General features: G+C 75.1%; 14 protein-coding genes and 1 pseudogene. 8 read left to right on the top strand and 7 right to left on the bottom strand.

The genetic code is table 11. The features are described 5' to 3' along the window. Window positions 1–30: 30 nt before the first annotated feature. Window positions 31–1,680 carry a beta-propeller fold lactonase family protein gene (locus ACZ7C5_RS16990; RefSeq protein ID WP_470322843.1) on the bottom strand — a complete coding sequence of 550 codons (1,650 nt, stop codon included), beginning with the start codon at window positions 1,678–1,680 and terminating at the stop codon, window positions 31–33. Between the two features lie 285 nt (window positions 1,681–1,965). On the opposite strand from ACZ7C5_RS16990, the gene ACZ7C5_RS16985 reads away from it, so the two are divergent. From ACZ7C5_RS16985 to ACZ7C5_RS16965, 5 genes are all read left to right on the top strand, one after another. Next, window positions 1,966–2,409: an RrF2 family transcriptional regulator gene (locus ACZ7C5_RS16985; protein WP_401084019.1), complete on the top strand. Its 444-nt coding sequence runs from the start codon at window positions 1,966–1,968 to the stop codon at window positions 2,407–2,409. 107 nt (window positions 2,410–2,516) lie between these two features. After that, a complete protein-coding gene (locus tag ACZ7C5_RS16980; protein WP_401084017.1) occupies window positions 2,517–3,698 on the top strand; it encodes a globin domain-containing protein in 1,182 nt (393 codons plus the stop codon). A gap of 159 nt (window positions 3,699–3,857) precedes the next feature. Continuing rightward, window positions 3,858–4,622, top strand: a complete 765-nt coding sequence (locus tag ACZ7C5_RS16975) for a (Fe-S)-binding protein (RefSeq protein WP_470322842.1) — start codon at window positions 3,858–3,860, stop codon at window positions 4,620–4,622. After that, window positions 4,619–6,064, top strand: a complete 1,446-nt coding sequence (locus ACZ7C5_RS16970; RefSeq protein ID WP_470322841.1) for a lactate utilization protein B — start codon at window positions 4,619–4,621, stop codon at window positions 6,062–6,064. Before ACZ7C5_RS16975 ends, ACZ7C5_RS16970 begins: the two co-directional genes overlap by 4 nt. Continuing rightward, a complete protein-coding gene (locus ACZ7C5_RS16965; RefSeq protein ID WP_470322840.1) occupies window positions 6,061–6,813 on the top strand; it encodes a LutC/YkgG family protein in 753 nt (250 codons plus the stop codon). Before ACZ7C5_RS16970 ends, ACZ7C5_RS16965 begins: the two co-directional genes overlap by 4 nt. Here ACZ7C5_RS16965 and ddaH read toward each other — a convergent pair. Together ddaH and ACZ7C5_RS16955 are read right to left on the bottom strand one after the other, a co-directional pair. Beyond that, complete coding sequence (gene ddaH, locus ACZ7C5_RS16960; protein WP_188299605.1) at window positions 6,800–7,627, bottom strand: dimethylargininase; 828 nt, start codon at window positions 7,625–7,627, stop codon at window positions 6,800–6,802. The genes ACZ7C5_RS16965 and ddaH overlap by 14 nt on opposite strands. Window positions 7,628–7,842: 215 nt before the next feature. After that, window positions 7,843–8,737, bottom strand: a pseudogene (locus ACZ7C5_RS16955) (4Fe-4S domain-containing protein). 217 nt (window positions 8,738–8,954) lie between these two features. Here ACZ7C5_RS16955 and ACZ7C5_RS16950 point away from each other — a divergent pair. Continuing rightward, window positions 8,955–9,737 carry an SGNH/GDSL hydrolase family protein gene (locus ACZ7C5_RS16950; protein WP_401084007.1) on the top strand — a complete coding sequence of 261 codons (783 nt, stop codon included), beginning with the start codon at window positions 8,955–8,957 and terminating at the stop codon, window positions 9,735–9,737. A gap of 7 nt (window positions 9,738–9,744) precedes the next feature. On the opposite strand, the gene ACZ7C5_RS16945 is transcribed toward ACZ7C5_RS16950, so the two are convergent. After that, complete coding sequence (locus tag ACZ7C5_RS16945) at window positions 9,745–10,209, bottom strand: ribosomal maturation YjgA family protein (protein ID WP_470322839.1); 465 nt, start codon at window positions 10,207–10,209, stop codon at window positions 9,745–9,747. Window positions 10,210–10,386: 177 nt separating this feature from the next. Between ACZ7C5_RS16945 and ACZ7C5_RS16940 the strand changes: the two genes are divergently transcribed. Next, on the top strand, window positions 10,387–11,832 hold the full coding sequence (locus ACZ7C5_RS16940; protein ID WP_470322838.1) for a DUF2252 domain-containing protein: 1,446 nt from the start codon (window positions 10,387–10,389) through the stop codon (window positions 11,830–11,832). A 77-nt stretch (window positions 11,833–11,909) separates the two neighbouring features. Here ACZ7C5_RS16940 and ACZ7C5_RS16935 read toward each other — a convergent pair whose 3' ends face one another. From ACZ7C5_RS16935 to ACZ7C5_RS16925, 3 genes are read right to left on the bottom strand one after another with little or no spacing between them, the layout of a single operon-like run. Next, window positions 11,910–12,602, bottom strand: coding sequence for an alpha/beta fold hydrolase (locus tag ACZ7C5_RS16935; protein WP_401084001.1), 693 nt, complete (start codon window positions 12,600–12,602; stop codon window positions 11,910–11,912). 27 nt (window positions 12,603–12,629) lie between these two features. Continuing rightward, entirely contained in the window at window positions 12,630–14,138 is a 1,509-nt protein-coding gene (locus tag ACZ7C5_RS16930; protein ID WP_401083999.1) for an MFS transporter, read from the bottom strand. Then, on the bottom strand, window positions 14,135–14,698 hold the full coding sequence (locus ACZ7C5_RS16925) for a helix-turn-helix domain-containing protein (RefSeq protein ID WP_188296282.1): 564 nt from the start codon (window positions 14,696–14,698) through the stop codon (window positions 14,135–14,137). The genes ACZ7C5_RS16930 and ACZ7C5_RS16925 overlap by 4 nt, the downstream gene beginning before the upstream one ends. Window positions 14,699–15,022: 324 nt before the next feature. Between ACZ7C5_RS16925 and ACZ7C5_RS16920 the strand changes: the two genes are divergently transcribed. Next, window positions 15,023–16,261 (top strand): DUF5685 family protein, encoded by a 1,239-nt coding sequence (locus tag ACZ7C5_RS16920; RefSeq protein WP_470322837.1) that lies wholly within the window; start codon window positions 15,023–15,025, stop codon window positions 16,259–16,261.

The raw sequence follows: 16,261 nt of genomic DNA, 5'->3' as shown, positions 1-16,261 counted from the left end.
GGCAGGGCCCGGGCCGGGTCCGCGCGGGTGCTACTTGCAGGTGATCAGCAGTCCGAGGACGGAGGTGCAGCTGCGGGTGGCCCGACTGGTGGCGGGCGAGGGGTCGGCGGGTGCCCCGGCGGTGCGGGCCACCGTGACGTCCCAGCTGCGGATCAGGTCGAACAGGCCGACCGTGATCGAGAGGTGTCGGGTGGTGCTCGCGCCCTTGGCCAGCGGGGCGGTCAGCGCGCAGCTGAGCTTCCCGGCGGCGACGGTGCAGTCACCGGAGGTCGCGGTCAGCCCGGCGGGCAGGTCGGCGGTGACGGTGGCGGAGGTGACCGGGTCGGGGCCCTGACCGGTGAGGGTGACGGTGTAGTCGACCCGGTTGGAGAACACCCCGGCCACCGGGGTCGCGGTGAGCGCGACGCCCAGGTGGGCGGCGGGGGCGGTGTAGGTGAAGCGGTCGGCGGCGACGGCCGCGCTGGTGCCTCCGGGCCCGGTGACCCGGACGTCCACCGGTCCGGTGACGGTGGTGGCGGGGGCGGTCGCGGTGCAGCCGGTCCTGGTGCAGCTGAAGGAGGTGGCGGCGCCGGCCGCGCCGAAGGTCACGGCGGTGGCGCCGGCCAGGTCGGTGCCGGTGATCGTCACCACGGTGCCGCCGGCTCCGGAGCCGCTGTTCGGGGCGATCCCGGTCACGGCGGGCACCGGCAGCGGGAAGTCGACCACGTCGACGGCGCCGCCGGTGAAGTCGGCCAGGTAGCCGCGCCGCCCGTCGGCGGTCAGGGCCAGGCTGTACGGACTCGCGCCCACCGGGACGGTCGCGGTGACCGTCCGGCTCGCGGTGTCCACCACGCTCAGTGTGTTGTCGGCGTAGTTCGAGACGTAGGCCGCCGCGCCGTCCGGCGAGAGCGTGACGGCGTACGGCCCCGAGCCGACCGCGACGGTGCCCAGGACGGTGCCGGCCGCGGTGTCGATCACCGCGGCGGTGCCGTCGTCACCGTCGGCCGCCCACAGCCGGGTGCCGTCCGGGCTGAGCGCCAGGCCGAAGACGCCGTGTCCGACGGGGACGGTGCCGCTCACCGTGCTGCTCACGGTGTCGACCACGGTCACCGCCCTGGCGCCGGAGGTGGCGACGTACAGCCGCCTGCCGTCGGCGGAGACGGCCAGCCCGTGCGGTTCGGCGCCGACCGGAACGGTCGCGGTCACGGTGCCGGAGGAGGTGTCCAGCACGCTCACGGTGGCGGCCCCGGCGTTCGCCACGTAGGCGTGCGAGCCGTCCGGGGAGAGGGCCAGGCCCCAGGGCTGGGCGCCGACCGGAACGGTCGCGGCGACGGCCCCGGTGGCGGTGTCCACGACGCTGACGGTGTTGTCGAGGTGGTGCGTCAGGTAGGCGCGGTGCCCGTCGGGCGACACGGCCACGGCGTACGACCCCGTCCCGGCGGTGAAGCTGCCGGACACGGTGTTGTTCGCGGTGTCCAGCACGCTCACGGTGCCGCTGCTCTGACTGGTCACGTAGGCGTGGCCGCCGTCCGGCGTCAGGGCGACGCCCGCCGGGTACGGCGCCACCGCCACGTGCGCGGCGACGGCGGGCGGCGGCGTGACGGCCTCGGCGGTCGCGGGCAGCGACAGCAGCACGGCCGTGGTCGCGGATATCGCGGCCACGGCCGTCAGGGTGCGACGGGGTGTGCGGGTTCTGCTCACGGATCTCTCCAGCTGCTCGGCGATACGGGCGGTGCGGTGGTGCGGTGGTGCCTGGCCGGTTCTGAGCCGGGGGAAGCGTAGAAGCAGTCCTGACGTTCCGTCAGGGAGTGGTGGTTAATGTCGCCAACTGTTCAGTTCCGATCGCGACGCGGACACCGGCCGGCGCCCGGCCCGGGGCGCCCGGCTCCACTCGGACGAGGGGTACGGGGCGACGTGACGAGTGTCTCGATCGAAGTCGTGCAGGAAATTGGAGTCGAGGAGTCGCATTCGGATAGCGTTTCGAACGTGAGGCTGACCAAGAGCACCGACATCGCCCTGCGGATCGCCATGCGACTGGCGGTCCTGGGCGAGGGCGACACCCCGACCACCCGCGAGGTGGCCGAGTCGGTCGGCGTGCCGTACACCCACGCGGCGAAGGTGGTCAGCCGGCTCCAGCACCTGGGGGTGGTGGAGGCCCGGCGCGGTCGCGGCGGCGGGCTGATGCTCACCTTCGCGGGGCGGACCGGTTCCATCGGCCTGCTGCTGCGGGAGCTGGAGGGCGTCGGGGACGTGGTCGGCTGCGAGGACGACCCGCCGTGCCCGCTGCGGGCCGCGTGCCGGCTGCGCGGGGCGCTCCGGGGCGCCCAGGAGGCGTTCTTCGCGGCGCTCGACCACCTCTCCGTCGACGACCTGGTGGCCTCCCCCACCGGGCCCGTCCTGCTCAGCCTCACCGCCCGCCCCACCGCCTGAGCCGTCCCGCCACCTGATCCGTCCCGCCAACCGATCCGCCCGACCGGGGCCGCGCACCATTCCGCGACCTTTAATGCGAATCTCAGATACCAATGAGGAGCTGTCTGATGCTGTCCGCGAAGTCCGCCGAGGTCGTCGAAGCCACCCTGCCCGTCGTGGGCGCCGCCATCGGTGACATCACCCCGCGCTTCTACGACCGGATGTTCGCCGCGCACCCCGCGCTGCTGCGCGACCTCTTCAACCGGGGCAACCAGGCCAACGGCTCCCAGCGCGAGGCCCTGGCCGGCTCGATAGCCGCCTTCGCCACCGCCCTGCTCGCCAACCCGGACCAGCGGCCGGACGCGATGCTCGCCCGCATCGCCCACAAGCACGTCTCGGTCGGCATCAGCGACGACCAGTACAAGATCGTCCACGAGCACCTGTTCGCCGCCATCGTGGAGGTGCTCGGCGAGGCCGTCACCCCCGAGGTCGCCGCCGCCTGGGACGAGGTCTACTGGCTGATGGCCAACGCGCTGATCGCCATCGAGGACCGGCTGCGCGCCGAGGTCGCCGCCGGCGGGGACCAGGCCGACCTGTGGCGCCCGTTCACCGTGATCGCCCGCCACCAGGAGACCGAGGCCGTCACCACCTACCTGGTCCGCCCGGCCGACGGCCGCCCCGTACCGGCCTTCCGTCCCGGTCAGTACGTCTCGGTCCGCACCGAACTGGCCGACGGCGCCCGACAGATCCGCCAGTACAGCCTCTCCGGCGGTGCGGACGGCGCGCTGCGCTTCAGCGTCAAGCGCGAGGACGGCGGCGAGGTCTCCGGCCACCTGCACGACCACCTGAAGGCCGGCGACTCCATCGAGCTGGCGCCCCCGCTGGGCGACATCTCGCTCGCCGACGGCGACGGCCCGGTGCTGCTCGCCTCCGCCGGCATCGGCAACACCCCGATGACCGCGATGCTCGACCACCTGGCCGGCACCGGCTCCACCCGGCGGGTCGTCTCGGTGCACGGCGACCGCGACCAGCTGAGCCACGCCTTCCGGGCCGAGCTGGCGCGGCTGACCACCACGCTGCCGGACGCCACCTCCCACGTCTTCTACGAGCAGCCGCTCGGCGCGTGGCCGGCCGAGCGTACCGGCCTGGTGGACCTCTCCACCGTCGACGTCCCGGCCGGCACCACCGCCTACCTCTGCGGCCCGCTGCCCTTCCTGCGCGCCGTGCGCGAGCAGCTGCTGACCGCGGGCGTCCCGGCGGCGGACATCCACTACGAGGTGTTCGGCCCCGACCTCTGGCTCGGCGCCTGAGAGTCCCTGAACCCCGGCCCGGCGCCCGAGGTCCCACCGCGGCACCGGTCCGCTCGGTACGATCACGAGCGGACCGGTGCCGTTCGGCGTGCGCCCGCACGCGCGTACGCCCTTGCGTCCGGCGGGAGTTCGGCGGGAATCCGGCAGAGGGGAGTCCGCGTGCGGGTCGCACTGTTCGCCACCTGCGTCAACGACGCGCTGTTCCCCGGCACGGCGGTGGCCACCGTCCGGCTGCTGGAACGCCTCGGCGTCACGGTGGACTTCCCCGCGGGGCAGACCTGTTGCGGGCAGCCGCAGTACAACACCGGCTACCGCAGGGCCTGCGAGCCACTGGTCCGGCGGACGGCCAGGGCCTTCGCCGGGTACGACCACGTGGTGACACCCTCGGGCTCCTGCGTGGCGATGGTCCGGGACAACTACCCCCGGATCGGCGCCAGGGCCGCCACCGAGGGCCGGGGCACCGAACTCGCCGACCTGGCCACCGGCCTGGTGCCCCGGGTGGTCGAGCTGACCGAGTTCCTGACCGACGTGCTCGGCGTCGAGGACGTCGGCGCGTACTTCCCGCACACCGTCACCTACCACCCCTCCTGCCACGGCCTGCGCCTGCTCGGCCTCGGCGAGCGCCCGCGCCGGCTGCTGGGCGCCGTCAGGGGCCTGGAACTGGTCGAGCTGCCCGGGGCCGAGGAGTGCTGCGGCTTCGGCGGCACCTTCGCGGTCAAGAACGCGGCGGTCTCGGCGGCCATGGCCGAGGACAAGATCGCCAACGCCCTGGCCACCGGCGCCCGGGTCCTGTGCGGCGCCGACAACTCCTGCCTGCTGCACCTCGGCGGCACCCTGCGCCGCCGGGGCGCACCACTGCGACCGCTGCACCTGGCGGAGATCCTGGCCAGTACCGAGGAGCACCCCTGGAGGCCGTACGCATGAGCGAGCGGAGCAAGCGGACCGGAAGCCCCGCCGGGACCTTCCTCGGCATGCCGGCCTTCCCGCGGGCCGCCGCCGAGGCGGTACGGAACGGGCAGCTGCGCGCCAACCTGCGGCGCGCCACCCACACCATCAGGGACAAACGGGCCAGGGCCGTCGCCGAACTCGCCGACTGGGCGGAGCTGCGCGCCGCGGGGAAGGCGATCAAGGACCACACGCTGCGCCATCTCGACCGCTACCTGGTGCAGTTGGAGGAGTCCGTCACGGCGGCCGGCGGCACCGTGCACTGGGCCGCCGACGCCGAGGAGGCGAACCGGATCGTCACCGGGCTGGTCAGGGCCACCGGCGAGACGGAGGTGGTCAAGGTCAAGTCGATGGCCACCCAGGAGATCGAGCTCAACGAGGCGCTGGCGGCCGAGGGGATCACCGCCTACGAGACCGATCTCGCCGAGCTGATCGTGCAGTTGGGCGACGACCGGCCCTCGCACATCCTGGTGCCGGCGATCCACCGCAACCGCGCCGAGATCAGGGAGGTCTTCGCCGACCGGATGGCCTCCTGGGGCAGGCCGGCGCCCAGCGGCCTCACCGACTCCCCGGCCGAACTCGCCGAGGCCGCCCGGCTGCACCTGCGGGAGAAGTTCCTGCGCGCCGGAGTCGCCGTCTCCGGCGCCAACTTCATGGTCGCCGAGACCGGCACCCTGGTGGTGGTCGAGTCCGAGGGAAACGGCCGGATGTGCCTCACCCTGCCGCGCACCCTGATCTCGGTGGTCGGGATCGAGAAGGTGGTGCCGACGTGGCGGGACCTGGAGGTCTTCCTCCAGCTGCTCCCCCGCTCCTCGACCGCCGAGCGGATGAACCCGTACACCTCGCTCTGGACCGGGACGACCGAGGGCGACGGCCCGTCCGAGTTCCACCTGGTACTGCTGGACAACGGCCGCACCGCCGCGCTGGCCGACCAGGTGGGCCGCCAGGCGCTGCGCTGCATCCGCTGCTCGGCCTGCCTCAACGTCTGCCCGGTGTACGAGCGGGCCGGCGGGCACGCCTACGGCTCGGTCTACCCGGGGCCGATCGGCGCCATCCTGACGCCCCAACTGCGCGGCACCGCGAGCCCGGTGGACGCCTCGCTGCCGTACGCGTCCTCGCTCTGCGGGGCCTGCTACGAGGTGTGCCCGGTGGCCATCGACATCCCCGAGGTGCTGGTGCACCTGCGCGAGCGGGTCGCCGGGCAGGGCGGGCACCCGCTGGAGCGGGCCGCGATGGCGGCCGCCGGGTTCGTGCTGGACCACCCGGCGGCGCTCACCGCCGCCGAGCGGCTGGCCGGCCGCACCCGGTCGCTGCACCCGCGCCGGCTGCCCGGGCCCGGGCGGGCCTGGACCGACACCCGGGACCTGCCGGAGGTCCCGGCCGAACCGTTCCGCGACTGGTGGCGGAGGAACCGCACATGACCGCAGCCGACCACACCGCGTCCGGCCGCACCGGGCCCGGCCACCCGGGGACCGGACACCCGGGGACCGAACGCTCCGGCAGCTCACGGGACGTGATCCTCGGCCGGATCAGGGCCGCACTCGGCGACACCGCCGACGTGGCCGAACAGCCGCTGCCCCGCGACTACCTGACGGCGCACGTGCCGGTCGACGACCCGGCGACCGTGCTCGACCTGCTGCACCGCAACCTGGCCGACTACCGGGCCCTGGTGCACCGCTGCCACGAGGACGAACTGCCGTGGCGGATCGCCGGGTTGCTGGTCGAGCGGGGCAGCAGGACGGTCGTGGTGCCGACCGGCCTGCCGCCCCGCTGGCTCACCGCCGCCGAGGCCGCGGGGGTCGCACTCCTCCCCGACGACGGGACGCTGACCGCCGCCCGGCTGGACACCGTGGACAGCGTGGTGACCGGCTGCGCGCTGGCCGTCGCCGAGACCGGGACGATCGTGCTGGACGCCGGCCCCGGTCAGGGGCGGCGGCTGCTCTCGCTCGTCCCGGACCACCACGTCTGCGTGGTGCGCGCGCCGGAGCAGGTCGTCGCCTCGGTGCCGCTCGCCCTGCCGCGGCTCGACCCGGTGCGGCCGCAGACCTGGATCTCGGGGCCGTCCGCGACCAGCGACATCGAGCTGGACCGGGTGGAGGGGGTGCACGGGCCGCGCACCCTGGAGGTGCTGCTGGTCACGGCCGCGACGGGAGCCGTCACGCCGGCCTGAGCTCCAGGGTGCAGCACTTCGCCCCGCCACCGCCCTTCAGCAGCTCCGAGACGTCCACCGGGACCGGCTGGTAGCCGTGCTCGGCCAGGCGGCCGGCCAGGTTCTTGGCGGCCGTCGGCAGCAGCACCCGGAGGCCGTCCGAGACCGCGTTGAGCCCGAACACCTCGGCGTCGGCCCGGTCGGCGAGGATCGCGTCCGGGTGGAGCGCGCGCAGCACGGAGCGGCTGTCGGCGTCGAAGGCCTCCGGGTAGTACATGACGTGGTCGTCGGCGAGCACGGTGAGCGCGGTGTCCAGGTGGTAGAAGCGCGGGTCGACCAGGGTCAGGCTGACCACCGGGACGCCGAACAGCTCGCCGGCCTCGGCGTGCGCGGCGCGCGAGGTCCGGAAACCGGTACCGGCGAGCACCCGGCCGCCCACCAGCAGGTGGTCGCCCTCGCCCTCGTTGACGTGCCCGGCCCGGTGCACCTCGCGGTAGCCGTGCGCGCGGAACCAGGCCTGGTAGGCCTCCGACTCCGCGGCCCGCTCCGGGTAGCGGAAGGTGGCCACCAGGGCCCTGCCGTCCAGCACGGTGGCGCCGTTGGCGGCGTACACCATGTCGGGCAGGCCGGGCACCGGGTCGATCAGTTCGACGGTGTGGCCGAGCCGGCGGTAGGTCCGGTAGAGCTCCTCCCACTGGTGCAGGGCGAGCGCGGTGTCGGTGGGCTGGGTGGGGTCCATCCACGGGTTGATCGCGTAGTCGACGGTGTAGTGCGTCGGCCGGCACATCAGGTAGCGCCGCGGCCGGGCATGGCGCTCCGGGGTCTGCGTGAGCATGGCTCAACCATCCTTGGGTCGAGGGGAGTCCGTCGCAGGGAGTTCGGGGTTCGCGGGGCCGAACACCTTCGTTCCCAAGGCGGCTGCCCCGATGGCACCGTTCGCACACCCGGGCAGACGCCTCCGACGGTCGCACGCCCCCGCGCACCCGGCGCAGGCACCGGCGCACTGCCCCCTGCGGCGCCGCGCCCGGCCGCGGCCACCACGGACCGTCGCTACCAGCGGTGCGCGCCGAAGTCCACCGGCCGGGGCCGCAGCTTCCGGCACCGCCCGGCCAGCGCGCGCAGCCGGCGGTCCGCCTCCGCCACGGGCATCCGGCGCCGGTCGCCGTGGCCGGGCAGCAGCCACTCGAAGCGCAGCACGCCGAGGCCGCGCTCCAGCGAGGCGGCGAGCTCCTCGATCGAGTACCAGGTCACCGACTCGGCCACCTCGATGTCCCCGGTGGTGCGGGACCAGTACAGGCTGTCGCCGCTGAAGCAGTACCGCTCGTCCACGACGTAGAGCACGCTGCCCCGGGTGTGGCCGGGGAACGGGTGGGCGACCAGGCCGGGCGAGACCTCCGCCGGCCCGGTGCCGCGCAGCACCCGGTCGGCGTCGGGGGCGGCGTCCAGGTCGCCCTCGTGGATCCGGAGCCGGGCGCCCAGCCGGTCGGCGTACGCCCGGCCGTGCGCGGCGTGGTCGCGGTGGGTGAGCAGGATGTCGGTGACCGGGCCGAGCGCGGCGTAGCGGGCCGCGAGGGCCTCGCTGTAGCGCGGCGTGTCGACCATCACCCAGCCGGTGGGGCGGCGGCAGAGGTAGGAGTTGGCGCCCGCGGTGTGGCGGGAGTTGTGGCCGAGCAGCAGCAGGTCGTCGGCGAGGGCCAGCGGGAACGGGTCCCCGGCCGGGTCGAGCGGCCCGGTGCCGGGGCGGACGGACCGGGTCGGGCAGGCGTGGGCGGCGGGCGAGCAGTTGCCGGCGCTCGTCCGCGTCGCGCGGCTGGCGGATCAGCTCCGAGCGGCCCGCGTGCTCGCGGACCAGGTCGGGCGCGAGCTGCCGGGCGACGTCGCAGTTGGTGCACCGGTCGTCGATGAACCAGTTCTCGGGCGGGCCGGCGGGCGGTTCGGTGGTCATGGCTGCCTTCCCCCAGGAGGACGGCGGCCGGCGCGGCCGCTCCCTTCGAGCATCCGCCGGAGCGGCCGGAAAGCGGAAGGGGGCACGGATCTTGCCCTTTTCCGGGGGTGGCCGTCTGCGGGCGGGAGCCGCCGGCGAGGGCACGTGGCCCATCTCACGTGGCGCCGAGGTCACCTACGGTGGCGTAGGTTACTTGATTGGGTGAACTATCTCTTTCATGCCGCATCTCCAGGAGACCCTCGACCTCGATTCGTACGCCGCCATCGGCGACAGCTTCACCGAGGGTGTGGGCGACCCCGCCGCCGACGGCAGATTCGCCGGGTGGGCCGACCGGCTCGCCGGAATCCTGGCCGACGGACGCCCGCCGGGCGCCTTCCGCTACGCCAACCTCGCGGTGCGCGGCCGGTTGCTGGACCAGATCGCCGCCGAGCAGGTGCCGGAGGTCCGCCGCCTCCAGCCCGACCTGGTCACCTTCTGCGCCGGCGGCAACGACATCCTCCGCCCAGGCAGCGACCCGGACGAGGTCGCCGGGCGCTTCGAGGCCGCCGTCGTGGAACTCGCCGAGAACGCCGGGACGGTGCTGATCTGCACCGGCTTCGACACCAAGGACGTGCCGCTGCTGAAGCACCTGCGCGGCAAGATCGCCACGTACAACGGGCACATGCGCGCGGTCGCCGACCGCAACGGCTGCGCGGTGGCCGACCTGTGGTCGCTGCGCGCGGTGCAGGACCGCCGCGCCTGGAGCGAGGACCGCCTGCACCTGTCCGCCGAGGGCCACCAGCGGGTCGCCCTGCTGGCCGCCCGCTCGCTGGGCCTGCGCACCGGGCAGGATCCGGAGGCCCCGTGGCCGGACGCCCGCGTGCTCACCCCCGCCGACCAGCGCCGGGAGAACATCCAGTGGGCCCGCGAGTACCTGCTGCCCTGGGTCGGCCGGCGGCTGCGCGGCGAGTCCTCGGGCGACCACGTCGAGGCCAAGCGGCCGGAGCTGCTTCCGCTCTGACGGTTCGTCAGGAAATCTTGCCGGGTACGGCTCCGGGCGCCGCGTCGGATACGGCGTCGGGTGCCGCGGTCCGGGAGGTCCGCAGGACCCGGTGGAGCACCCCGGCGCACCCCGCGCCGACCAGGTACCAGAGCAGGTCCGGCGGGTTGAAGGTCGAGCCCAGCACCAGCCGGGCCAGGGTGCTGTGCCGCCCCCAGTCGTCCGGCAGGCCGGTGAGCTGGAACAGCTCCACGGCCCAGCTGAGCCCGGCGGCCAGGGCCGCGGCACGGGCGGGGCGCAGCCGTGGTGCGGCCAGCACGAGCAGCGCGTGGAGCAGGACCGTGTAGAGCGCGTCCCCCGCGTACTTGGCGAGGTCCCCGCCCAGGACCGCCCGTACGCCGAGGCCGGCCGTCACCGTCAGCACGGCGGCGAGGCCGGCCGCCGGGCGGGTACGCCGGTGGGCCCGACGGGCGCTCCCCCCGAGATCGTTCATCCGCCCCACGCTACCCCCGCGCCCCACGCGCGCCGCTCCGGCCCCACTCCACCACCGCGCCCCACAAGCGGACCCCCGCCCGCCGGAACCACCGCGCGGCGCCGGACGTCACTCCCCCCGACGAACGTCCGCGCAGGTCGCGGGCGGGGTGAGGACCGGAAGGGACGGGCGGGAACAGTGGCGCACGCGGGTGGGGCCGAGGCGGTCGGGACGCGGCCGACGGCGGCGGAGCGGGAGGAGCGGACCAGGCGCGGGTTCGCGGTGGCCGGGTTCGCCCCGGCGCAGGACGGGCGGGGGCGGGAGCGGGGCAAGGCGCTGCGGACCCGGGTGCCCCGGGAGCGGCACGCGGAGTTCGCGCCCGCGCCCGGCCGGCCGACGGCCGTGACCGCGCTGGAGGCCTCCAACACGGACCGAATAGCCGGGCTGGTGCCGATCCGGGTCGGCCGGATGGCGGCCGGTCCGTTCGCGTTCCTGCGCGGATCGGCCGGGCTGATGGGCGCCGACCTCGCGGGCACCCCGGTGACCGGTGTGGACGCGCAGCTGTGCGGCGACGCGCACGCCGCCAACTTCGGCCTGTACGGCGACGCGCGCGGCCAGATCGTGCTGGACATCAACGACTTCGACGAGACCGTCCCCGGCCCCTGGGAATGGGACCTCAAGCGGCTCGCCGCCAGCCTGGTGCTGGCCGCCCGGGAGACCGGAGCGAGTGAGGACACCGCGCGCGAGGCCGCCCAGCACGCGGCCGGCTCCTACCGCCGGACCGTGCGCACCCTCGCCAAGCTGCCCACCCTGGACGCCTGGAACGCCATCGCGGACGAGCAGTTGGTCTCGTTCGCCGAGGCGCACGACCTCGCGGACGTGCTGCGCAAGGTCGGCGCCAAGGCGCTCGGCAACACCAGCGCCCGGTTCGCCGCCCGCAGCACCGCCCGTACCCCGGACGGCGGTTGGCGCTTCACGGCCGCTCCCCCGGTGCTCACCGAGGTGACCGACGCGACCGCCCGCGCCGTCGCGCACGCGCTCGGCCCGTACGTCGAGACGCTGCCGGCCGAGGTGCGCACCCTGCTGTCCCGCTACCGGGTGCAGGACGTGGCGTTCCGGGTGGTGGGCACCGGCAGCGTGGGCACCCGCTCGTACGTGGTGCTGCTCACCGACCACCGGGACCAGCCGCTGGTGCTCCAGGTGAAGGAGGCCCGCCCGTCCGCGCTGCTGCCGTACCTGCCGAACGCGCCGCAGCCGGCGCCGGACGGGCACGAGGGCCGCCGGGTGGTGCTCGGCCAGAAGCACATGCAGGTGGTCAGCGACACCCTGCTGGGCTGGACCACGGTCGACGGACTCCCGTACCAGGTACGCCAGTTCCGCAACCGCAAGGGCAGCGTCGACCCGGCCGCACTGCTGCCGGCCCAGTTGGACGACTACGCGCGGATCACCGGCGCCCTGCTGGCCCGGGCGCACGCCCACACCTCCGACCCCGCCCTGCTGGCCGGGTACTGCGGCAAGAGCGAGGTACTGGACGAGGCGGTCGCCGCCTTCTCGGTGGCCTACGCGGACCGCACCGAGGCCGACCACGCGGACCTGCTGACGGCGGTGCGCAGCGGGCGCCTGCCGGTCGAGCACGGCGTCTGACCGCCGCACCTCCGACCGCCGCACGGGGGACGGCCCGGCCGCTCACCGGGCCGGGCTCACCTGGTCCGGTGCCGGGCTCACCGGGCCAGGAACGGCGCCACCGCGGCGACGAACTCGGCGGGCCGGGCACCGTGCACCAGGTGCCCGGCCTCGACGGTGACCAGGCGGCAGTCCGGGATCAGCCGGGCGATTTCGGCGATCCGCTCCTGCGGGACGTGGCTGGCCGGGCCTCCGGCGACCACCAGCGTGCGGGCGGTGATCCCGGCCAGCCCCGCCCGCCAGGCCGGGTCGGGGTCGTCGAGCTGGGCCCTGACCGCCCGGACCATCGCCCAGTCGAAGTGCACGTCCGGGTCCTGCTCCTCGGGCAGCGCGGTCGCCGGGCGCGGGTGGAGGGCGGGGATCTCCTCCAGGACCAGCCGGTCGATCCGCTCCGGCGCGGCCTGGGCGAGCAGGTAGGCGACGGCGCCGCCCATCGAGTGGCCGGCCAGGTCGACGCGGGCGAGGCCGAGGACGTCCAGGAAGGCCAGCACGTCGTCCCGCATCGCCTCCAGCGAATAGCCGGCGGTGCGGGCGCTGTCCCCGTGGCCGCGCAGGTCGAGCGCGTACACGTGGTGGGCGGGGGCGAGGCCCGGCAGCACGGTGTCCCAGTCCGCGGCGCGCTCGCCGAGGGCGTGCAGCAGGACCAGCGGCGGGCCTCCGGGCGGGCCGCTCTCGCGGTAGGCGAGCGTCACTCCGGGCAGGTCCACGGTCCGGTTCCGTCCTTCGGTCATGCCGTCACGGTACGCGCCGACCACCGGTCAGCGGACCGGTGTTCGCCCTCGGCTCATCGCGACCGGCGCGCCCTCGCACCGCTCGCGCGCGGTGGCGCGGCCCGCGAACACCGAGGCCAGGACGGCGAGTCCGGCGACCGCGGCGCACACCACGCTCGCGGTCAGGAAGGCGGAGCGGTGCCCGCCGCCCCCGGTGGTCTCCCGCAGGTAGACCCCGGACAGCGCCGAGACCGCGACCGCCGCCGCGATCCGCTGGGTCATCTGCAGGATCGCCCCGCTCACCCCGGCCGCCTCGGCCGGCGCGTGGCGCAGCACGTACGCCTGGTTGGTGGAGCCCATCAGGCCGACCGAGGCGCCGCCGAGCAGTTGCAGCAGCGCCAGCAGCCAGGGCAGCACGGCGTCGGGTGCCCAGGCCGCGAGCAGTCCGCTGAGCAGCATGGCGAGGGCGGAGCCGGCCATCCCCGCGGTGACGGTGCGCCGGCCGTACCGCTGGACGACCCGCCAGGCGAGCGCGGAGGCGACGCCCATCGCCACGGCGGAGGGCAGCACGACCAGCGCGGCGCCCACCGGGGAGAGCCCGAGGCCGTCCTGGAGGAACATGGTCAGGACCAGCGAGGCGGCGAGCGAGGAACCGAACTGCGCCATCGCGGTGGCGGTGCCCAGCGCGTACGGCGCGGAGCGGGTGAGCGCGGGGTGGATCAGCGGGTGGCCGCCCTTCCTGGCGAGGCGGCGCTGCCACCGGGCGAGCGCGCCGAGCAGCAGCAGCGCGGCCGCCGCGAAGGCGAGCCGGCCGCTCCAGCCGGGCGGCCGGACGAAGGGCAGCATCAGGACCAGGGTGAGAGCGCCGACCAGCAGCAGGCCGAGCACGTCGAGGTCGGCGTTCCTGCTGCTGGGGCGGGGCTTCGGCAGGTGGCGGGCCGCCAGGACGACGGTGGCCAGGCCGAAGGGGACGTTGAGCAGGAAGGTCAGCCGCCAGCCGTCCTCGGGGCCGGCCAGGGCGAGCACCGCGCCGCCGATCGGCGGGCCGAGGGCGAAGGCGAGGCCGCCGGTGACGGCGTACATGCCGAGGGCGCGGGTCCGCAGCTGCCCGTCGAAGACGTCCTGGATGGTGCCGATCATCTGGGAGTTGACCAGGCCCGCGCCCGCGCCCTGGAGCAGCCGGGCGACGATCAGCACCCCGGGCTCGGTGGCGGTCGCGGAGACCAGGCTGACCAGGGTGAACAGGGCGAGGCCGGTGACGAAGAACCACTTGCGGCCCAGGACGTCGCCCAGCCGCCCGCCCGGGATGAGCGCGAGGCCGAAGGCGAGCGAGTAGCCGGCGACGATCCACTGGAGGTCGGCCGAGCCGGCGTGCAGGCTCTCGCGCAGGGCGGGGATGGAGGTGTTGAGGACGGACTGGTCGAGCAGCGTGGTGAAGCCGCCCGCGACGCAGACCAGCAGCACCCGGCGCCCGGCGGCGTCGAAGCGCTCCTTGGGCTCCCCGGGCTCCTCGTGCCGCCCGGGTTCCTTCGCTATCGGGCCGGTGGCGGCGCTCACGGTTCGACCACCACCAGCGCGTAGCGGGCCGCGTCCGGGCCGAGGCTGCGGAACCGGCTCGTGCCGCCGACGTAGCGCAGGCAGTCGCCGGGGCCGAGCGGCTGGGCCTCGCCGTCCACGGTCAGCTCCAGGCGCCCCTCGAACAGCCAGAGGTGGTGCTCCCGGCCGGGGGTGCAGGCGCGGTCGTACGCGATGTCCGCGCCGGCCGGCAACAGGCCCTCGATGATCTCCGCCCGCAGCGAGCCGTGCGGCGGCGAGACCGACCGGCGGACGAACCCGCTCTCCTCGTCCCGCCAGATCTGCTGTTCCCCGGCCCGCACCAGCCGGGCCGGGCCCGACTCCACCTCGGCGAGCAGCCGCGACATCGTCCGCCCGTACACGGCGCACAGCCGCCCGAGCAGCGCGGCCGTCGGGCTGACCTCGGCCCGCTCCACCCGGGACAGCGTCGAGCGGCTGACGTCCGCCCGGCGCGCCAGCTCCTCCAAGGTCCACCCGTGTTCCAGCCTCAGCTCGGCGAGCCGCTGCGCCAGCCGTTCGTCGCCGGCCATGTCGATTCCCATATTCGCGATGCTATCCCGGATCTGAGATCCACTCCCGGGACTGCGCCGGCCTCACCGCCCACGGGAGGACCCGGAGGCGCCCTGCGCCGCCGCCGGCAGGTGGCCGGTCCGGTGGTCGCCCTGACGTTCCGTCCGGAGCGGAACGGGCGGGAGCAGGCGGGAGCGGAGCGGAACCGGCAGGTCAGGGCCGACGGCGGCGACGAAGCTCCCGGCCTGCCGCCGGAGGTTCCCCGGTTGGCGGACCCTCGGTCCGAAAGGGCCTGTGATCATATGATGTGCGGCGAATCGTGGCCGGTCGGCGGCCCGTGAGCAAGGGGGACCAGCGTGTTCGGCATCATCAGACCGTGCAGGCATCGATTGTCCGAGCGCCTCCAGACCTCCTGGATGGCCCACCTGTGCGGGCTCTGCCTCGCGCTGCGAGACGACCACGGGCAGCTCGCCCGGACGGCGACCAACTACGACGGCCTGATCATCTCCGTGCTGGTCGAGGCCCAGGCCGCCCGGGAGGACTCCTCCTGGCGCCGCACCGCCGGGCCGTGCCCGCTGCGCGGCATGCGGACCGCCTCCGTCGCCAAGGGCGAGGGCGCCCGGCTCGCCGCCGCCGTCTCGCTGGCGCTCGCCTCCGTCAAGATCCGCGACCACGTCGAGGACCGGGACGGCGTCTTCGCCCGCCGCCCGGTCGCCGCCGGGGCCAGGGCCGTCACCCGGCACTGGGACCGGAAGAGCGCGGGCAGCGCCTCGACGATCGGCTTCGACACCGCCGTCCTGCTGGACGCGGCCTCCCGGCAGGGCGAGCTGGAGCGGTCGCTGCGGCCCGGCGGGTCCGTCCTGCTGGTCACCGAGCCCACCGAGACCGCCACCTCGGCCGCCTTCGCCCACACCGCCGTGATAGCCGGACGCCCCGGCAACGCCGCCCCGCTCGCCGAGGCCGGACGGCTCTTCGGCCGGCTCGCCCACCTCCTGGACGCCGCCGAGGACCAGAGCGCCGACGCGGCCTCGGGCGCCTGGAACCCGCTGACCGCCACCGGCACCGACCGGGCCGAGGCCGAACGGCTCTGCCGCGACGCCGTCCACGGCATCCGGCTCGCGCTGCGCGAGGTCGAACTGAGCGACCGCACGCTGGTCCACGTGCTGCTCGCGCACGAGACCGAGCGCGCGGTCGAGCGGGTCTTCGGCCCGGCCCGGCACACCGCGAGCTGCCGCCACCCCGACGCCGCGGGCACCGCCACGGGCGAGCACCCGCACCAGGCGCCGCCGCGGGAAACGCCGCCCGGCCAGGAGCCGGTGCCGCCGTGGGTGCCGCAGGGCCCGGGCTTCACCCCGCCCGGCCAACGGCCGCCGAACCCCCGCAACCTGCTCGCCGGGTGCGCGATGTGGGCGCTGATGGCCTGCACCTGCCAGTTGCTCTGCTGCGACCACAACGACCCGTTCAGCCGCGAACCCCGCAAGGGCTTCTGCGAGCGGCACGACTGCGACTGCCCCGACTGCTGTGACTGCGACTGCGACTGCGGCTGCTGCGACGGGTGCGATGGCTGCGACTGCTGCTCGTGCGACTGCGGCTGA

This window comes from Kitasatospora sp. NPDC036993 (genome assembly GCF_055607525.1).
The sequence above is the reverse complement of the archived record's forward strand: the minus strand, read 5'-3'. Positions and strand labels throughout refer to the sequence as shown.